This is a genomic window from Mesorhizobium sp. BHscii, assembly GCF_053848065.1.
Window position 1 is genome coordinate 25820 of the sequence record NZ_JBSPKW010000006.1, and the last position, 17440, is coordinate 43259.

General features: G+C 62.0%; 18 protein-coding genes and 1 pseudogene. 10 read left to right on the forward strand and 9 right to left on the reverse strand.

What is annotated here, in order from left to right; all coding sequences use genetic code 11:
- Positions 1 to 40: 40 nt before the first annotated feature.
- Genes ACWTU7_RS10970 through ACWTU7_RS11005 form a run of 8 tightly spaced genes read left to right on the forward strand, consistent with a single transcriptional unit; the run spans position 41 to position 6839 of the window.
- A complete protein-coding gene (locus ACWTU7_RS10970; RefSeq protein WP_455838688.1) occupies positions 41 to 1483 on the forward strand; it encodes a type II and III secretion system protein family protein in 1443 nt (480 codons plus the stop codon).
- 4 nt (positions 1484 to 1487) lie between these two features.
- A complete protein-coding gene (locus tag ACWTU7_RS10975) occupies positions 1488 to 1754 on the forward strand; it encodes a hypothetical protein (RefSeq protein ID WP_455838687.1) in 267 nt (88 codons plus the stop codon).
- A gap of 60 nt (positions 1755 to 1814) precedes the next feature.
- Entirely contained in the window at positions 1815 to 3347 is a 1533-nt protein-coding gene (locus ACWTU7_RS10980; protein WP_455838686.1) for a TadE/TadG family type IV pilus assembly protein, read from the forward strand.
- A 5-nt stretch (positions 3348 to 3352) separates the two neighbouring features.
- Positions 3353 to 3880: a TadE/TadG family type IV pilus assembly protein gene (locus ACWTU7_RS10985; RefSeq protein WP_455846520.1), complete on the forward strand. Its 528-nt coding sequence runs from the start codon at positions 3353 to 3355 to the stop codon at positions 3878 to 3880.
- Positions 3881 to 3882: 2 nt separating this feature from the next.
- A complete protein-coding gene (locus ACWTU7_RS10990; protein WP_065007410.1) occupies positions 3883 to 4518 on the forward strand; it encodes a TadE/TadG family type IV pilus assembly protein in 636 nt (211 codons plus the stop codon).
- Positions 4515 to 5678, forward strand: a complete 1164-nt coding sequence (locus tag ACWTU7_RS10995) for an AAA family ATPase (RefSeq protein ID WP_455838685.1) — start codon at positions 4515 to 4517, stop codon at positions 5676 to 5678. Before ACWTU7_RS10990 ends, ACWTU7_RS10995 begins: the two co-directional genes overlap by 4 nt.
- Positions 5662 to 6252, forward strand: a complete 591-nt coding sequence (locus ACWTU7_RS11000) for a L,D-transpeptidase (protein ID WP_455838684.1) — start codon at positions 5662 to 5664, stop codon at positions 6250 to 6252. Before ACWTU7_RS10995 ends, ACWTU7_RS11000 begins: the two co-directional genes overlap by 17 nt.
- Positions 6249 to 6839, forward strand: coding sequence for a hypothetical protein (locus ACWTU7_RS11005; RefSeq protein WP_455838683.1), 591 nt, complete (start codon positions 6249 to 6251; stop codon positions 6837 to 6839). Before ACWTU7_RS11000 ends, ACWTU7_RS11005 begins: the two co-directional genes overlap by 4 nt.
- A gap of 102 nt (positions 6840 to 6941) precedes the next feature.
- Here the strand turns inward: ACWTU7_RS11005 and ACWTU7_RS11010 are convergent, their stop codons facing one another.
- Positions 6942 to 7481, reverse strand: a complete 540-nt coding sequence (locus tag ACWTU7_RS11010; RefSeq protein WP_455838682.1) for a hypothetical protein — start codon at positions 7479 to 7481, stop codon at positions 6942 to 6944.
- Positions 7482 to 7823: 342 nt separating this feature from the next.
- On the opposite strand from ACWTU7_RS11010, the pseudogene ACWTU7_RS11015 reads away from it, so the two are divergent.
- Together ACWTU7_RS11015 and ACWTU7_RS11020 are read left to right on the forward strand one after the other, a co-directional pair.
- Positions 7824 to 8033, forward strand: a pseudogene (locus tag ACWTU7_RS11015) (HlyD family type I secretion periplasmic adaptor subunit); the annotation flags it as partial.
- Complete coding sequence (locus tag ACWTU7_RS11020) at positions 8023 to 8661, forward strand: ribbon-helix-helix domain-containing protein (RefSeq protein ID WP_455838681.1); 639 nt, start codon at positions 8023 to 8025, stop codon at positions 8659 to 8661. The pseudogene ACWTU7_RS11015 and the gene ACWTU7_RS11020, both read left to right, overlap by 11 nt.
- Positions 8662 to 8969: 308 nt before the next feature.
- Here the strand turns inward: ACWTU7_RS11020 and ACWTU7_RS11025 are convergent, their stop codons facing one another.
- The 8 genes from ACWTU7_RS11025 to ACWTU7_RS11060 form a co-directional block, all read right to left on the reverse strand.
- Positions 8970 to 10028 (reverse strand): ABC transporter ATP-binding protein, encoded by a 1059-nt coding sequence (locus ACWTU7_RS11025; protein WP_095517853.1) that lies wholly within the window; start codon positions 10026 to 10028, stop codon positions 8970 to 8972.
- 42 nt (positions 10029 to 10070) lie between these two features.
- Positions 10071 to 10892: a carbohydrate ABC transporter permease gene (locus ACWTU7_RS11030; protein WP_029348668.1), complete on the reverse strand. Its 822-nt coding sequence runs from the start codon at positions 10890 to 10892 to the stop codon at positions 10071 to 10073.
- Entirely contained in the window at positions 10893 to 11894 is a 1002-nt protein-coding gene (locus ACWTU7_RS11035) for a carbohydrate ABC transporter permease (RefSeq protein WP_455838680.1), read from the reverse strand.
- The gene (locus tag ACWTU7_RS11040; RefSeq protein WP_029348670.1) at positions 11894 to 13231 is read right to left on the reverse strand and encodes an ABC transporter substrate-binding protein; all 1338 of its coding nucleotides are present in this window, start codon (positions 13229 to 13231) and stop codon (positions 11894 to 11896) included. The genes ACWTU7_RS11035 and ACWTU7_RS11040 overlap by 1 nt, the downstream gene beginning before the upstream one ends.
- Positions 13232 to 13293: 62 nt before the next feature.
- A complete protein-coding gene (locus tag ACWTU7_RS11045) occupies positions 13294 to 13953 on the reverse strand; it encodes a GntR family transcriptional regulator (protein WP_029348671.1) in 660 nt (219 codons plus the stop codon).
- A gap of 21 nt (positions 13954 to 13974) precedes the next feature.
- On the reverse strand, positions 13975 to 14859 hold the full coding sequence (locus ACWTU7_RS11050) for a dihydrodipicolinate synthase family protein (protein WP_455838679.1): 885 nt from the start codon (positions 14857 to 14859) through the stop codon (positions 13975 to 13977).
- A gap of 151 nt (positions 14860 to 15010) precedes the next feature.
- Complete coding sequence (locus tag ACWTU7_RS11055; protein WP_455838678.1) at positions 15011 to 16297, reverse strand: D-tagatose-bisphosphate aldolase, class II, non-catalytic subunit; 1287 nt, start codon at positions 16295 to 16297, stop codon at positions 15011 to 15013.
- Complete coding sequence (locus ACWTU7_RS11060) at positions 16294 to 17241, reverse strand: sugar kinase (RefSeq protein ID WP_455838677.1); 948 nt, start codon at positions 17239 to 17241, stop codon at positions 16294 to 16296. The genes ACWTU7_RS11055 and ACWTU7_RS11060 overlap by 4 nt, the downstream gene beginning before the upstream one ends.
- Positions 17242 to 17440: the final 199 nt, after the last annotated feature.

Sequence of the window (17440 nt, forward strand, 5' to 3'; positions counted from 1 at the left end):
TAGGGTATTGCCGAACGAGTCGGCAAGGGGGGTAGTCTAGATGCGAATGTTTCGGGGACCACTGGCGGCTGCTGCGCTGGCCTGTTCGGTGATGCTATTGCCGATCGATCTTGCTGCTCATGCAGCCGACCGCAGGATCGATGTATCGAACCCCAGCGTCCACCGTATTTTCCTGCCCATGTCGCAGTCGGTGACGATCCAGGTGAATGCCACGCTGGGCGACATCGTCGTCGGCGACGAGAAGATCGCCGACGCCCAGCCAATGACCGACCGGACGCTCTATGTCATCGGCAAGAGTGCCGGCACCACCACCGTCAACCTCTTTTCCGAGGACAAGCGCTCGCTTGGCGTGATCCAGATCGAGGTCGGCGTCGACGTGAGCGACATGGCGCAAGCGATCCGGCAGGTGGCGCCCAGGGCGCGCATTGATATCGGTTCGGTCAACGGCAAGGTAAGGCTTGGCGGCCATGTCAAGGACGGCGCCACGCTGGCGGCGATCATGGAGGTTGCCCAGCAATATGGCCCTGACGCGATCATAAACGCAGTGACCGTCGACGACAGCCAGCAGGTTAACCTGGAAGTGCGCGTACTGGAGGCCAAGCGCAATGCTGGCCGCGATCTTGGCGTCTCAATCAGGAGCACCAACGGCAGCGGCACGACCCGCACCGGAACGGGCATAGCCGCCGTGGACGAAGACAATGTGGTGCTGGGGCCGGGCAACCTGGTCAGCGGCATCCTGTCGAACACCAACCCGTTCGGGGCGCTGATCGCCCGCGTCATCGACAGCAACATAAAGGTCGACGTGATCATCGAGGCTCTCGAGGCCAAGGGTGTGGTGCGCACCCTTGCCGAACCGAACCTCACCACTCTTTCCGGTGAGGTCGCCAGCTTCAATGCCGGCGGCGAAGTGCCTATCCGCCGCCTCGTCGACGACGAGGTCGTGATCGAATACAAGCAGTTCGGCGTCAATCTGCTGTTCACGCCGATCGTGCTCAACGACGACAAGATCAACATCAGGCTGGCGCCGGAAGTGAGCGACCTGACCGGCTTCACCAACGCCGGAGACCCGATCTTTACCAACCGGAAGCTATCGACCGTCGTCGAATTGCGCGACGGCCAGAGCTTCGCGGTCGGCGGGCTTTTGTCCAGCAAGAATACCAAGATCCAGAGGCAGGTGCCGTGGCTCGGCCAGGTGCCGATCGTCGGGGCGCTGTTCCGGAATTCGAGCAACCAGAAGGAAGAGACCGAACTGGTCGTGATCGTGACGCCGCGTATCGTGCGACCGGTAAAGCCCGGCGAGCAACTGGCGACGCCGTTCGACAAGACACGGCCCGCCAACGACCCCGAGCTTTTCCTGCTCGGTCAACTGGAAGTGACCAAGGACATGGTTCGCAAATTTGAACTGGGCGAAGGTGTCGTTGGCCCCTACGGCCACATGCTCGACCTCAAATCCAAGGACAAGATGCTCTATGTCAAGAAATAGGATCTTGCTCATCCTCTTGTGCGCCGGCTTGCTGACGGGCTGCGCCGACTATCTGAATCGCTACGATACGATGACCTTGGCCGCAGGCGACACGCAGAAATACAACTCGCTTCTGCAGACGGTCGACCCGCTCAATCCGGCCTCCAGGGACACGACAATCAAAGGCGACGGCGTGCGCGCTGCCGCTGTCGCTGAGAGCTACCGAATTCCACCGCCACCACCGCCGCCGCCAGCCATTACGGTCAATGTCGGCAACACCGGGGTTGAATAGAAGGATGCGGGTTCAGCGTCAGGCAAAGCGACTGGCGTCAGGGGAGCTAAGAGTAAGGCCATGCTGCGGATTGTTCGCGCGTTCTGGCACGATCAGAGGGGAATAGCGCTGATTCTCGTCAGTGTGACGCTGCCGGCGATCATCGGCTTTTCCCTGCTGGCGATCGACATGAGCCGGGTCAACAACCTCCACAACGATCTTCAGAAGGGCGCTGACGCTTTTGCGCTCGCGGCGGCAGCGGAACTGGACGGAAGCAGCGGTTCCTGGGCGCGGGCCGAACGCGCCATGGCGACGCTCGTAGACAATGAAAGCAACTTCTCCACGGCAGGCAGGTTCACTCTGACCTCCGGTCAGCCGGGAGGCACGCAGCGCTGCAACAGTGCTGGCAACATTTCCTGGTGCTTCCTCAAAGCGATCCCTGCCAACGACGGAACCAAGATTACAACCGCCAATCAGGCCAACTATCTTGCAGATGCCAACCTGGCTGTCGGACAGGCGGAAACGCGGTTCATCCAGGTGACAGTCGCTCCCCAAGGGTTTGCCGCGATCTTTCCCGCCTCATTTGTGACATCCGGAGCCAGCGACAGCTTCAATGTCGGGGCAGTCGCGGTAGCGGGCTTCACCTCCGGCGTCTGCGATTTTACGCCTGTCTTTATGTGCAATCCCTATGAGATGGTGAACGGGACAAACAATGCCGGGGGTTATACGCTTGAGCAGGCCGTTTCCAATCCGGCTGTCCGTCGCCGGCTGATCGAACTGAGGAAGGTCGGAAACGGGGCTGCTGCCGGTCCTGGCAACTTCGGCTTCCTCGAGCCGCCGGAAGGTGTTGGCAACGGGGCGCAGGCGCTAGCGCAGACCATCGCAACGTCGACGCCGATCGGCTGCTACAATTCCGCGAACGTAACGACGAAGACCGGTCAGAATGCCGGCCCGGTGCAAGACGCCTTCAACGTTCGTTTCGGGATTGGAGCTAACGGCAACCACTTCGACAGCCCCGAATACGGTCCGGCCGCCAATGTCCGAAAAGGCGCGATACGGACCACAGGCAGCGCCAATCAATGCCCTTCCATGAACCAACTTTCATTCACCGAAGCTGGAACGATGGGCCTTCCGCGCGATGCGACAACGCCGTATCTGGGCGGCAGGATGGGCGACGGAAATTGGAACTTCTCCGGCTATTGGAGCACCAACTTCGGTTCCGCTGCCTATCCAACCGCATGGGACACGACCAAGCCAACGCGCTATGAGGTTTATCGATACGAGATATCGAACGGGTTAGTAGCGACCGCATCGACCGGTGGAGAGATCGGAACGCCGGCCGCAGCTTGCCAACCGCCTGTCACGACAGTTGATCGTCGGTTGCTTTATGGCGCGATCCTGAACTGCACTGCACTCGAAGCTGCTGGCAACGGCCTGTCCGGCCATAGCACCAATCTCCCGGTCGAAGCCTTCGGCAGTTTCTTCCTCACTGAACCCGTGCCGTCAGCATCAGAGGACGCGTCGGTGATGGTCGAACTGGTCGACGTAACCGGCGGTGCCGGCCAGGGCACGCTTGACAATTTCCTTCGCGACGAAGCCCAGCTCTACCGGTGATGGCGATGATCGCAGCGCTGTACCATCGTCTCCACAGATTTCGACGCGAGCAATGCGGCACGGCTCTCGTCGAAATGGCGCTGATCGCGCCGCTGATGCTGATCCTGTCGGCGGGCGTGTTCGAGTTCGGCAATATGATCCACCAAAAGCTGCTGATGGAGGCCGGCCTGTCTGACGCGGCACGCTTTGCCGCGCGCTGCAACAGCCAGTTGTATACCAAGGCCGGGCTGGCGGCGATCAATTGCGCCGATATCGCCACAAACATCGCGGTGTTCGGCAATGCTGCGGGGACAGGGAGTGCGCGCATCGTCGGCTGGCAGAAGGCGAATGTGACGGTGACCATTGCCGCTTCAGGCTCGTGCCATGACGCCGTGGTCGCAGGTGTCACCCAATATCGCGCTACCACCCCACAGGTCTGCATCGTCAGGGTGGCGGGGACGTTGGCCTATAGTGGCATCGGAATGCTGTCTCTGGTCCGCATTGGCCCCATGACGCTAAATAGCTCTCACGAGGAGCGGTTGATCCGGTTCTGATCATGATCAGGGGTTTCGCAAAATCGGAAGGCGGCGCGACGACGGTGGAGATGGCCATCGTATCGACACTGCTGTTTGCCCTTGTTCTCGGCTTCGTCGATTTCGGTTACGCCCTCTATCAGTGGAACGCCGCCAACAAGGCCGTGCAGCTCGGCGCACGTCTGGCCTCGATTTCCGATCCGGTTGCCACCGCACTAGCTACAGCCGCACCGACGACGGCACCGGGCGCCCCGGTGGTTGCTGCCGCTTATGGACCCTTCGCCTGCACATATACCGCCGGCACGGGCGCTTGCAGCAATGGCGGCACATTCAATGCCGCCAATTTCAGCCGTATCTTCCGCGGCGATACGGCAGTCACCAATGACGACGCCTGTGTCCCGCTGGCGACAGACCAGCGGCCGGGTATGTGCCATTTCTTTTCAGGCCTGCGGCGCGACAATGTCGTCATCACCTATTCCGCCACCGGCTTGGGCTATCAGACCCGGCTGGGCGGGCCGGTGCCGACAATCACCGTCAGGCTTCAGAACCTGACCTTCCAGTTCTTCTTCCTCGGCGGCCTGCTCGGATACGGAAACCTCACCCTGCCCTCGATGCTCAGCACGGTCACGGGCGAAGACCTGAGGAGTACATCGCCATGAACGCCGTCAGCCCCAAGGTCCTCCCGACCAAACGAAAGCAGGTGGCGCTATTTTCGTCGGATCCGCAGTTCAAGCGCGAGGTGGCGACGCGGCTGGACGCGCTGGCCATTTACGACGTCCGGATTTCCGAGACGGTTGACTTTCTCAATGGTCCGCCGCCCGAGACGCGGCCGGGCATCGTCATCCTCGACCTGGCCAATGGCGAGCTGCTCGGCATGCCCGGCATCGTCGCGGCCCGCGCCTTGTGGGCATCCGTGCCGCTGATCGCGGTCTCCGACGAATTGACTTCCGAACAGACGCGCATCCTGGTCCGCATGAACGCCTCGGACTGGCTGCACAAGCCGCTCGACGCCAAGGAGCTGCTGAACGCGGTCACTTTCCACGACACCGGCAACCAAGGCACCAAGAGCCGCATCATCACTTTCATCAGCGCCAGCGGCGGCGCCGGCGCCACGACGCTCGCTTTGTCGGCGGCGGAATTCCTGGCGTCGAAATCCACCGAACGCGCGGCTTCGACCTGCCTCGTCGACCTCGATTTCCAGAGCGCCAATTGCGGCGCCTACCTCAACCTGTTCAACCAGTTCGACCTGGCCGGCATTATCGGCCAGCCGGAAAGGCTCGATGTCGAACTGATGGACGTCATCAGGCTTTCGCGTCCGTCCGGCCTGACCCTCTATTCATTCGAGAGGCCACAACTGCCGTTTGAGCCGCAGGGCGCCAATTTCGTGTTCCGGCTGCTGGACCTCGTCGCCTACCGGTTCGACGACATCGTCATCGACCTGCCGAATATCGAAACCCCCTGGCAGAATTCCGTGCTTTCGACGAGCGACGAGATCTTCATCGTCTTCGAGCTCAACGTCGCCTCGCTGCGGCAAGGCAAGCGGCTCTACACGAAGATCCGCGAGCTGCGCGGCAATGCGGCGAGCATCACGCTGGTCGCCAACAAGCATAAGCGCAAATGGTTCGGCAACCACTTTTCGCGCAGCGAACTCGAGAAGATCTTCAAGGCGCCGCACATCAAGTCGGTCAGCCTGGACAATGCGCTGCTGACCGACGCGCTGAACCGAGCCATCCTGCCTTCAGAAGTGGCTGGGCGGGCGCGTTTCAACAAGGACCTGAAGCGGATGTTCAAAGAGCGGCTCGATGACGCAGCCCGGTAGATACCGCATCGTCCCGAGGCTTGCCGGCGCCTGCATCATAGGCCTGGCGTTGGGGATGCCGGCCTGGGAATTCGCCCATGCCCGGTCCGCGCTGTCGGACCGGCCGCCGCTGCCGGCAATGGGGCCTAGCCTGCGCAAGGCGGTTGCTCTCCAAACCGCGGAACGGCCCGGCACGATCATCATCCGCAAGGACGAGAAGGCACTCTATCTGGTGACCCGGCAGGGCGAGGCGCTGCGCTACCAGATCAGTGTCGGGCGCGACGGCTTTGGCTGGACCGGCATCGTCAAGGTCGGAGCGAAAACGGAATGGCCGGAATGGCGCCCGCCTAAGGAAATGCGCGCCCGCCAGCCGGAGTTGCCGGAAATGGTGCCCGCCGGTCCTTATAATCCGCTCGGTGCCAGGGCACTCTATCTGCTGCGGGACGGGCGCGACACGCTCTACCGCATCCACGGCACTAACGATCCTTCGGGCATCGGCTTCGACGGAACATCGGGATGTTTCCGTCTAACCAACACCGATGTGATCGATCTTTTCAAGCGCGTCTCGGTCGGCGCAAGGGTGGTGGTCCAATGACGATGATCAGCGACCCGGATATGCCAGCGATCGACATTGGGCCGGCAACCCACACTGGAGGGCAAGCTGTCGTGGGGAAACCAAGCAATGCAAAGATGATCGGCGTTGTCGCCGTCGGCGCCTTGCTGATCACGGCGGTGAACATAACGGCCGCGGTCTATTTCTACCGCGGCATCAACGATCTGCGCTTTGTCGAACGGCGGCTGGAACAACTCGGATCGTTCGAGCAACGGATCGCAGCCCGGCTTGAGACGGTCAACAACGGCTTTCAAAGCCGGTTTGAAAAACTGGACGGTCAACTGCAGGGCAGCTTCAACGAAGTCAAAGGCAGTATTGCCCGACTTGAACAGGAGCTGCCCCTGGCCAGTGACGACGACATGTCGAGCATCGCGGAGCCTTCCGTGGTCACGACCAGCACCATGGCGGATGCAGCCACCGATCTCGAAGAAGCGACCGAACCCAGCATCGTCGAAGCGCCGCGCCCGCCCAAAAAGAGGATCGCGGCGGCGCTGCCCCCTGCCCCAAACTCGTCCTACCAGCGCATAGTGCAGCCTGACGGCAAGGTCCATTACAAGAAAATCAATTAGAAGCTACAGACATCGAGAGATCGGTTGTGCGCTCAGCTGGATTCCGAGCTGCCGTCGCCTTGTTGGCAATGCCGATCGGGAGCGCCATGGCTGTGCCCCGAGCTAGAGATCCCGCTGCAGAGCACAAAGCCGTATGGCGAGCGCTTGGGAACGCTGTCGCGCTTGGACAAGAAACGCAACATGACAGTAGGCGCAGGCTGCAGTGCCCAGAAGCAGCACCAGGCTGTTCTGCCATGTGAAATCGAGGATCAGCGAGAATGGATGGCCGCTGGGCGCGGTGAATGCCGCAATCGTGCTCGCTGTCTCAGAATGGCTGCTGGAAGCGATCATCAACCCGACGAAAAGCAGAGCGACGTGGTTGGTAAGGAAGAAGAACGCGGCCGATTTTCTCGTCCGGCAAGCCATCCAGCAGACGATCGACGCGGCGGTCACGATGGCGGCATCAAGGACCATTGAACCGCCCAGATAGAGGTCGACCTGCTGCCAGAACATCGTCGACAAAGGGCGTAGTTCAAGCCAGATCCGCCACATGACGGGGCTGGCCGGATAGGTTCCCAGCAGGAACGTCGCTGCTCGCTCCCCTGCCAGAATCAGAAGGATGAGAGCTGGAAAGGCAAAGAGCAGTAGCGGCTTGCGCGTCATGTTCCCTCGACAATCGATAAGCAGAATAGGCTGCAAAGATTGCGCGAGGCTTAATGGACGGCGCGCTCTTCCCGAATAGAGGCGCTTCTGAGCCACGGCCCCGGGGAGTCGCGGCAAGCAACATTGATCAAAGGCGCAGGCGTCCAGCCACAACCGTATCGAGCAGCCCGCTATGTGCCATTTTCGCTACATTCCCGAAACTTACCCGTTTTTGGCCGGCGCTGAATCAATAAACCCTCACATATTCCAAGAATATGGCGGATAATCTGTCAAAGCTCGGTGAGAAGGCTTGGCCATATAAAAACGTACTGAGCAGAAGCGTGGGTGGGGTAGAAATGGAACGACAGCCTGGTCGATCAAAAAACGGGGTGGGCCCTTTTACCAGGTACGTGTCACGACAGACAAATCGACGCTCGAACGGGATGGCAAGGCTTGTTCCATCATCCCGGCATGATCTGCTCAGTCGACATCAAGACGGGACGCAAGACGATCCTGAGTTACCTTTTGAAGCCGATCAACAAGGCGCGTCAGGAGGCTATGAGTGAGCGCTAGCGCCACCTCTCCCCCCACCAATCCTGATCCACTACTCCTGCCGCTTGCCAACGAGGATTTTGCACTGGAATTTCGAGTTGTGGCGCGTGGCGGAATGCGCCGCGGGATCCGCCTGGAGCGGGCTTTTTGGATATCGCTGAAGCGGATGGCTGAGAGCCGGAAATGCACGATCGGCATGCTGATCGATGAGATAGCCGGAACTCAGGCACAGAACGGCAACCTGACATCGGCAATCCGGGTAGCCTGCATACGCGGTCAGGCGGAGCAAAACGTGACGTTGAGTAAGCTCGCGTCAATAAGGACGATCAACGCCATACTGGTTGCCTGCCCCTCGCCCGCATTTGCCTTGACGTCATCGAAGAAGATCCTGACTTTCAATGTTCCGTTCCAGCAACTGGTGAAGCGCCAACTGCCTTCCGGACCAAACGACGATGCGCGGCACGACCTCAAGCTGGCGCTGGACCTCAACGTTGCCGACATTTTTGCGCGCCTCGACCTCGACGGCGACACTCCGGTCACCAGCGGATTTGCCATCGGCGTCGGCGAACGCCAGTACCGTGGTCAGTTGAGCGCCGTGCGGGCGCCGGTGATCGAGCCGGAGCTGCTGATAGCGTTCGTCTTCGGCTAGACCGGTTCCGGCAGTACTGAGCGGCAATCCTGCAAGACGCGTTGTGTAATTTTACGGGGATCATAGCCTGCTCCGAATCTTCGCCAGGAGCAACGACGCCGCCCTTGATGTCGGCCAAAATCCTCACGGTCGCCAGCCAGCCGCTCGATCGCTACGCGGGGAACCGCCGCTTCAGCCAGTCGAGCATGAGGGCGGTGACCTCCTCAGGCTTCTCCTGCTGGGACCAATGTCCGCAACCAGCGATCACATGTTTCTTGCTGGCGAATGGGTTGGTTCGCTCACGCTGATTACCCGGGCGCCTGCGCCACTCACACACGCCGGCCGGTTTTCGCGTCGAACAGGTGGGCGCATGCGCGATCGACTTCGATCCGCACCTGCGCGCCTTGCTTGAGCGGCAGCCGCTCGCGGAACAGGCAGGAAATTTCCTCGCCGGCGCAGTCGACCTTGGCGAAGATTTCCGAACCCGTGGCTTCCAGGAGCGTCACCGTTCCTGGCATGCCCTGGGCGGTTGCGCGGATATGTTCGGGGCGGATGCCGTAGACAAGCTCGCGTCCTGCAGCGTCAGCCGGGCGGGCACCTTCCGGCAGCGGCAGGATCAGCCCACCGGCGCTGCGGAACACGCCTTCCTCGATGCGGCCGGCAATGAAGTTCATGGCGGGCGAGCCGATAAAGCCGGCAACGAAGAGATTGGCCGGCTGATCGTAGAGGTCGAGTGGCGCGCCGATCTGCTCGACCAGGCCGTCATGCAGCACGACGATCTTGTCGGCCATGGTCATCGCCTCGATCTGGTCATGCGTGACATAGATGGTGGTGGTGCCCAGCCGCTGGTGCAGCGCCTTGATCTCGCCGCGCATCTGGACGCGCAGCTTGGCATCGAGATTGGAAAGCGGCTCGTCGAACAGGAAGACCTGCGGGTCGCGCACGATGGCACGGCCCATGGCGACGCGCTGGCGCTGGCCGCCGGAGAGCTGACGCGGGTAGCGCTCAAGCAGCTTTTCCAGGCCAAGGATGCTGGCCGCATTCCTGACGCGGCCGGCGGTATCGGCTGGATCGGCTTTTTTGATCTTGAGGGCAAAGCCCATATTGTCGGCCACCGTCATATGCGGATAGAGCGCATAGTTCTGGAACACCATGGCGATGTTCCGGTCCCGCGCCCGCAGATTGTTGACCATGCGCTCCCCAATGGCGATCTTCCCGCCGGAGATCGTTTCAAGTCCGGCGATCATGCGCAGCAGCGTCGACTTTCCGCATCCCGACGGGCCGACCAGGATGACGAACTCGCCGTCGGCGATATCGACGCTGACGTCGTGAATGATCTTGGTGGCTCCGAAAGCCTTCTGCACGTTGTTGATTGTTACCGATGCCATTGGATTTCTCCGGGAAAAGAGTGATGTCCAGCTACTGCGGCTTCAGCCGCCCTTGACCGCGCCGGCGGTCAGCCCCGCGACGATCTGCTTTTGCGCGAACATGGTCAGAACCAGCACCGGCAGCGTCACCACCAGCGCCGCGGCGGCGAGCGGCCCCCAGCTCACCTGCTCATAGGAGAGCATGTTGTAGACGGCGACCGGCAGCGTGCGCGTCTCGCGGCTGGCGAGCACCACGCCGAAGACGAAATTGTTCCACGAAAAGATGACGGACAGGATGAAGGCGACAACGATGCCCGGCTTGGCGATGGGCAGGGCGACCAGCCGGAAAACCTGCCAGGAGCTGGCGCCGTCGATGTTGGCCGCCTCTTCCAGCTCCATCGGCGTGGTCTCGAAATAGCCGATCATCACCCAGACCACGATCGGCACCGTCACCACCAGGTGGATGATGATCTGCGGCCAGAGCGTGCCGAGGATCCCGATCCATTGGAACAGCAAAAACAGCGGGATGAGGTAGGACAGCCCCGGCGTCATGCGGGCGATCATGATGACGACCGCCGATCTTTCGGCCTTGAGCCGCGCTATGCCATAGCCGGCCGGCACGCCGATCAGCAGCGCCAGCAATGTCGCCGTGCCGGTCACCAGAACCGAATTCCAGAGATAGAGCAGGAAATTGTTCTCCTCGAATACCTTTACATAGTTCGACCAGGCGAAACGTTCGGGGATCAGGATCGGCGGATAAGCGCCGTTATCGATCTCGAATTTCAGCGAAAGCGAGATCATCCAGAGGAAGAACAGGATCGCCGGCGAAACGATGACCAGAGCCGCGAAAAACAGGCCGATCTGGTTGACCAGACGTGAGCTCATCTATTTGCCCTCCGTATCGTTCCACTGCGAGCGTTGGCGCAGCATCAGGAGGATGAAGGACAGCGCCACGATGACGATGAAGAACACCACGGCCATGGCCGAGCCATAGCCGATGTCGTAGTAGGAGAAGGCGGTGTTGTAGAGATAGATGTTGATGGTTTCCGACGCCGTGCCCGGCCCGCCCTGGGTCATCGCATAGATGATGTCGAAGCTCTTCAGCGCATCGATGGTGCGGATGATCAACGCAATCATCAGGAACGGCGCGATCATCGGCAGAGTGAGGTAGCGGAATTGCTGCCAGGCATTGGCACCGTCGATCTCGGCGCTCTCGAACGGCTCGCGCGGTACCGAGGCCAGCCCGCCCAGCACGATCAGCATCACCAGCGGCGTCCACTGCCAGGTCTCGACCGCGACCAGCGAAGGGATGACCGTTTTGGCGTTGAATATCCATTCCTGCGCTGGGATGCCGACCAGCGATAGAAGGTAATTGAGCACCCCGAGTTGGGGATGGAACATCATCGTCCAGACCAGCGCCACGGCAACTGGCGTTGCCATCATCGGCATGACGAAGACGCCGCGCAGCAGGCCGCGCAGCGGAAACCTGGCGTCGAAGATCAGGGCGGCGACAGTGCCCAGGAGCATCGGCGCTGCCACCGACAGGGAGGTGTAGGTCAACGTATGAACAAGGGATTCCCAGAATCGCGGGTCGCTGGCCAGACGGAGATAGTTTTCCATCCCGGCAAAGCTTCGCGATTGGCCGAGCGTCCAGCGGTTGACGCTCATCCAGAGCGTGAAAGCCCAGGGAAAGACGATCACGGCGCCAACGACGACGAGCGCCGGAACGACGAAGGGCCAGTAGTTGGGAGCCAGTCGGACCGACTGGCTCTCCTCGATGGCTTGCGTCGTCGCGCCGCTGCGTTTCGTCGTCACCTCGGTGCGACCCGTCGTCACCTCGGTGCGATCCGTCGTCACCCCGGTGCGTTCAGGGGCGATGGTCGACATCAGCCCTGCTCGCTCCTGTCGAGAACCGGCTGGAACTGTGCGGTGGCCTTCTTCAGCTCCTCGGCAGGATCGGCCCCGGCAATCATGTTGGTCAACGCCACGCCGTAGATGTCGCGGAACTCAGTGACCGGGATGATCACCGGCAGCGCCAGCCTGCTGATATTGCCGGACTGAACCACGGCATCGAGCCAGCTTGCCGGCATGGTGACGCCTTCGCGCACCTTGGGATCTTCCAGTACCGACTTGCGGAAGGGCACGCCGGCGCCGGCCTGGAGCAGGCGCGCGCCCATGGCCGGGGAAACCGCCCACTGACAGAAGAGATAGGCAGCTTCCTTCTTTTCGCTGGAGGCGGTCACGCCGAGGCCGTCGCCAAACGTCCCGGAGGCATGCGCCTTGGGCCCCTTGGGCATGACCCCATAGCCGACCTTGCCGACCACGCGCGACTTTTCGGGATTTTCCATCGGCGGGGCAAAACCCACGCCATCGAACCACATGCCGATCTTGCCTTGCAGGAAGGCGGACTGCGCTTCAGCCCAATTGAAGCCGGTGACGCCCGGAGGGGCGGACTTGGTCATCAGCCTCTGGTAGAGGGCAGCGGCCTCGATCGCCTCGGGCGTTTCGGTGCGCAGCTTGCCCTTGTCGTCGAGCGGCGTCATGTCGTAGCCGAGCATCAGCGACGTCCACACCGGCGTGTTGGCATTCTTGAGGCCGCGGGCGACGAAACCGAAAGTGTTGGTCGACGGATCGGTCAGCGCTTCGGCGGCGGCCACCAGCTGGTCGAACGTTTCAGGGTATTTGAGGCCCTTGGCCTCGAACAGCTCCTTGTTCCAGTAGACGATCCAGTAGTCCACCGAGAAGGGCAGCGACCGCAGCACGCCCTGGCTGTCCTTGGCGAAAAGCATGCCGGCCTCGGCGAAATCGCTTTCGACCAGCCCAGGATCGGTCAGGGTCGGATCGGCCAGATAGCCTGATATGTCGGCCAGCCAGCCACCCTTTTCGAACTGGCGCTTCTGCACGTGATAGCTCAGATGCACGACATCGAAGCTCGGCTTGCCGGAGCTCAGTTCGATCACCGTCTTCTGCCGCTGCTGTTGTTCTGGCGTCGCCTCGGCATTGACCTTGATGCCGGTCAGCTCCTCGAATTCGGCGATATATTTCAGGATGGTGTCGCTGCGCGGGCTTTTCACCAGATTGACGTCGAGCGTCGTGCCGGCAAAGCGCTTCCAGTCGACGCTGGCGGAAAAGCTCGGGCGAAGGCCGGCCAGGCCCGCGGCGGCGAGCGCCGTGGTTCCTGCAAGGACTTGCCTTCTTGTTGGCTTAAACGGATTGGACGACATTTCTTCCTCCCTGGGTTGCTGTCGTTGTGGGTAGTGTCGCGGCAGCCGCGAACCATACGTCCTCAGATCTGGAGCGCCAACCGGCGCGCGTTGTCGATATGCCGGCTGATCGCCTCGACCGCCTTTTGCGGGTCGCGGCTCTCGAGCGCTTCGATCACCGTCAGGTGCTCCTGCATCACCGGCACGACGCGCCCGTCGATACGGAAACGCTCCTGGTGGATTAGCCTGATCTTTACCGAATTGACCAGATACGCCTTGGCGATGATCTCGTTGCCCAGCGCATCGATGAAGGTGTCGTGCATGGCCCAATCGATGTTCTGGGCCCTGGCTTCCATTTCCGGCGTCGGCGCCTGCGACAGCGCTTGAGCCAGCATGTCCTCATGCTCGTGCCGCAGGCGGGCGAGCTCGGCGTCGGAGGCGTTGACGGTGAACAGCGCCACCGCTTCGCGCTCCATGAACAGGCGAAATTGGAAGGCCTCGCGGATCAGGTTGATGTCGATATGGGCGATCTGCATGCCGCGCTGCGGGATGGTCGTCAAAAGCCCCTCGGCCTCGAGACGCGGCACGATCTCGCGGATGGCGCCAAGCGGCAGCCCGGTAAAGGCAACCAGTTCACGCTGCGACACGAACTGTCCCGGTCGCAGATCGCGGGCCAGCAAATGCCGCGTGAAGCTGGCATAGGCTTTTTCCCTTAGGGTGGCCGGTTCGCTGCTGTCGTCCATTTCAGCGCTTCCCTTTGCCAATCAGGCCGGCTCTGTCGCAAACAGCCTGTCGTAGGCGGCAGCAAGCTGTTGCCGCCCTTGCGAAGCGATCGGCTCCAGCGGCGGACGGACCGCCAGCCAGCGCTCGTCGCCGGTTTTGCGCGCCACCATGGCCTTCACCGCCGGGATGACCGGATATTTGAGCAGTTCGAGCACGAACCTCTCGACACGAGCATCGTCGCGCCCGTCCTCTGCCATGGCGCGGATTTCGCCGGTGACGAAATTGGCCATGCCGGAGATGGCGCCCTGCCCGCCCTGGCGCACGCTTCTGGCCAGGTGCCGCTCGTCGCCGATCAGGATCACCAGGTCGCCATGGGCTCTTAGCAGCGCCTCGCTGTAGCTCCAGTCGCCACCCGAATCCTTGACACCGGCGACCACGCCGGGAAAGGCGGCACGCAGCCGACCGATCAGGCTGAGCGGGAGCGGCACCATGGTGACAGAGGGGATGTTGTAAAGCAGGACCCCGCGAGCCAGCGGGCCGAGCGCGGCGAAGACGGCCGAAAACCATCCGAACAACCCGTCCTCGCCGACATTTTTGAAGTAGCTCGGCGGAGCCAGCAGGATGTTGCGGACACCGCACTGCAAGGCATGTCGCGCCTGTTCGGCGGCGTCTTCGGCCGCATCGACCAGCACGCCGGCTACCAGTTGATGCGCCGGAATGCCGGCGGCCAGCATGGCCTCGGTGACAGTCCGCCGCTCTCCCGTGCCCACCGAGGCGCCTTCCCCGGTGGTGCCGAAGAGCGTTGCGCTGCTGCAGCCGGCGCCAAGGCAAGTCCGGGCTTGCGCGACCATTGGAGAGATGGCGATTTGCCCGGATGCCTCGAAAGGCGTGGTGAGGGCAACCGAAAGACCAAAGCGCGAAGCCACTGCAATTCTCTCCAGATTTCGATGTTCAGGCAGTCTTAGCACGCTAACATGTTAGTTGTAAATTGCGGGGGCGCCCTTTTCGAAACGACATCGAATATCGGCGTGAAGGAAGCGAATTTGGGCGGGATGCCGACTTTCCGTCAGCGGATCCCTACTGTCCGGTCGCGTCCGCGTAGAGATCGAGGACTCGGGTGATGCTGCCGATCAGAAGGTCGTGCGCGAGGGGCTTGACCCGGCCCGCCGCAACCTCAGCGTCGAGCTGCCCCAGATATTGGCTGATCAGAGGCCGGGGAATGTCCTTCTCGCTCAGCACATCCAGCAGCGTCTGTGTCGCACGCTGCGCCGCCGGCGTCGGCCAGTAATAGCGGATGCGGTCACTGAACGAGAAATGCCGCTGCACGCGCTGCTCTTCCGGCGTGCCCGGATAGTATTTCTGCCAATTTCCCGGCGACGCCAGCATGAAGCGTTCCGTCGCGGCAGGCAGGCTTTCGCGCGAAGGGTCCGGCGCGAGCACATCGGCGATATGGCTGAGCCCATACAGCGCTTCGCGAAGCGCGAAGGTCAGCCAGGGGCCGACCTTGAGGATAGCAAAACCGTCGCGCACGAGAGCGTTGAGCGCTTCGGCCGGCTGGTAGTCAGTCGAATGCGCTTCAAACACAAATTGCGGCATGCGGTCGAGCACAGCTACCAGTTCGGTCGCCTTGGCCGGCGCATAGGGCACGATCTCGGTGTTGCCGAATTCGACGCCGGGCTGGACGACGACGCCGACCGCACGGGCAAAAGCGACTTCGAGGCCGGCGCGGGAAAACGCTCGGGCGTGTATCTCCACGGTGCGCAAAGCATCGTCGGGCGCCGTCACATGCAGATGGTCGAGTGCCTCCAGCGCACCGCCGGGCACCGGCACTTCGGTGCCGATGATGTAGACGGGTTTTTCACCGCCCGCCCGCTCCACTGCCGCCTCGGCGATTGCCGCAAGTTCGGCTGCGCGTGCGGCGATGATCTCATCGGCAAGCACGGCTGGATCATCGGCGCAGGCCATGCTCGTATCCAGATGCATCTTGGTGAAGCCGGCGCTCGCATAGGCATCGATCATCGCCCCCGCCTTCTTCATAGCGTCGGTCGCGGCCATGTGCTTCCAGGGATTGGGTCCGAGATGATCGCCGCCAAGGATCATGCGATCGACTGGGAAGCCCGCTTTCTGCGCATGCGCCTCGACGAAGCTGCGGAAGCCGGCGGGCGTCATCCCGGTGTAGCCGCCCTCGTGGTTGACCTGGTTGCAGGTGGCCTCGATCAGCACATCCGCGTGCCGCGCCAAACCGTGACGCAGGGCGGCCTCGATGACCAGCGGGTGCGCCGAGCAGACCGAGGCGATGCCGCTTCTCTCGCCTGCAGCGCGCCTGGCCGCAATGTTCGCAAACCTTCGCGTCGCGGCACTCACTGCGCGCTTTTCCCTGTGGCGATGAAGGCCTCGACCGCTTCAAGCGGGAAAATGCCCTCCATCGGCCCCTTGCGGGTGACGGCGAGCGCACCGCAGGCATTGGCGATTCGCAGAGCCTCTGCGGGAGCTGCCCCGCGCAGCCAGAACGAGACGAAAGCAGCACCGAAACAATCACCCGCGCCGGTCGGATCGACCTCGTCGACGGCAAAGCCGGACGAGGCGATCACACCATGGCGATCATGATAGGCGGCGCCGGCGGCGCCTTTCTTCAGGACGATGCAGGACAGGCCACGGGCCAGCAATTCGTCGACAGCCCTCTTCTCGTCCTTCGCCGATGAAAACAGGAAGAGCTCCTCGCCGCTCGGCAGGAAGATGTCGGCTCGCGCCAGCACATGATCGAGCGCTGCGCGCATGCCGGACGCCTGCATGATCTCCCGGCGAATGTTCGGATCGAAGGACACGGTTCCACCCCCGGCCTTGACGGTCTCGATCGCCGACAGCGCGACCTTGATGGCGCGGTCGGAAAACAGGGATGAGCCCATGACATGGACGTGATCGGCACTGGCGAGCAGCTTTGTTGCCGCCCCATCGGTCTCGATCAGGCCGGAGGCGCTGTTGCGGATGTTGAAGACAAAATGCCGGCTGGCATCGGCCCGGTAGGCGACGAAGGCCGTGCCCGTCGCATGGCCCTTGTGAACCGCGATCGCCGACACGTCGGCGCCCAGCGCCCGCAGCCGGCCTATGTTCAGCCTGCCGAAATCATCATCGCCAACGGCGCCTATGAGACCGGCCGGCTGGCCGAGCGCCGCCGCCTGGCCGATGAAGATGGCGGGCGCTCCGGACGGGAAAGGCCCAAGCAGCGGACCAGGCTCGAGAAAGCTCTGGTCGATCCGCTCGGCCATGATCTCGACCAGAATCTCGCCGGCACTGACCAGCTTCTTCATCTCGCGGAATCCCTCCCGGCGTTTCGCCCCAGCCTCGCTTCGGATGAACCGCGCGAGCAGTTTCCGGGTGATACGAATTTCGAATTCGCCCACTGGAAGTGAATACGGCTTGTGCTTTTTCGCGTCAATTAATAAATTTACGCATGGAAACTGCTGGAATTATCTGTAAAGTTTCGATTTGCGGTTGCATGCTGGCGCA

Bases quoted from the DNA above. Each gene is read 5' to 3' on its own strand.
- ACWTU7_RS10970 (WP_455838688.1), top strand. From the start codon at position 41: ATGCGAATGTTTCGGGGACCACTGGCGGCTGCTGCGCTGGCCTGTTCG.
- ACWTU7_RS10980 (WP_455838686.1), top strand. From the start codon at position 1,815: ATGCTGCGGATTGTTCGCGCGTTCTGGCACGATCAGAGGGGAATAGCG.
- ACWTU7_RS10985 (WP_455846520.1), top strand. From the start codon at position 3,353: ATGATCGCAGCGCTGTACCATCGTCTCCACAGATTTCGACGCGAGCAA.
- ACWTU7_RS10990 (WP_065007410.1), top strand. From the start codon at position 3,883: ATGATCAGGGGTTTCGCAAAATCGGAAGGCGGCGCGACGACGGTGGAG.
- ACWTU7_RS10995 (WP_455838685.1), top strand. From the start codon at position 4,515: ATGAACGCCGTCAGCCCCAAGGTCCTCCCGACCAAACGAAAGCAGGTG.
- ACWTU7_RS11000 (WP_455838684.1), top strand. From the start codon at position 5,662: ATGACGCAGCCCGGTAGATACCGCATCGTCCCGAGGCTTGCCGGCGCC.
- ACWTU7_RS11005 (WP_455838683.1), top strand. From the start codon at position 6,249: ATGACGATGATCAGCGACCCGGATATGCCAGCGATCGACATTGGGCCG.
- ACWTU7_RS11010 (WP_455838682.1), bottom strand. From the start codon at position 7,481: ATGACGCGCAAGCCGCTACTGCTCTTTGCCTTTCCAGCTCTCATCCTT.
- ACWTU7_RS11025 (WP_095517853.1), bottom strand. From the start codon at position 10,028: ATGGCATCGGTAACAATCAACAACGTGCAGAAGGCTTTCGGAGCCACC.
- ACWTU7_RS11030 (WP_029348668.1), bottom strand. From the start codon at position 10,892: ATGAGCTCACGTCTGGTCAACCAGATCGGCCTGTTTTTCGCGGCTCTG.
- ACWTU7_RS11035 (WP_455838680.1), bottom strand. From the start codon at position 11,894: ATGTCGACCATCGCCCCTGAACGCACCGGGGTGACGACGGATCGCACC.
- ACWTU7_RS11040 (WP_029348670.1), bottom strand. From the start codon at position 13,231: ATGTCGTCCAATCCGTTTAAGCCAACAAGAAGGCAAGTCCTTGCAGGA.
- ACWTU7_RS11045 (WP_029348671.1), bottom strand. From the start codon at position 13,953: ATGGACGACAGCAGCGAACCGGCCACCCTAAGGGAAAAAGCCTATGCC.
- ACWTU7_RS11060 (WP_455838677.1), bottom strand. From the start codon at position 17,241: ATGAAGAAGCTGGTCAGTGCCGGCGAGATTCTGGTCGAGATCATGGCC.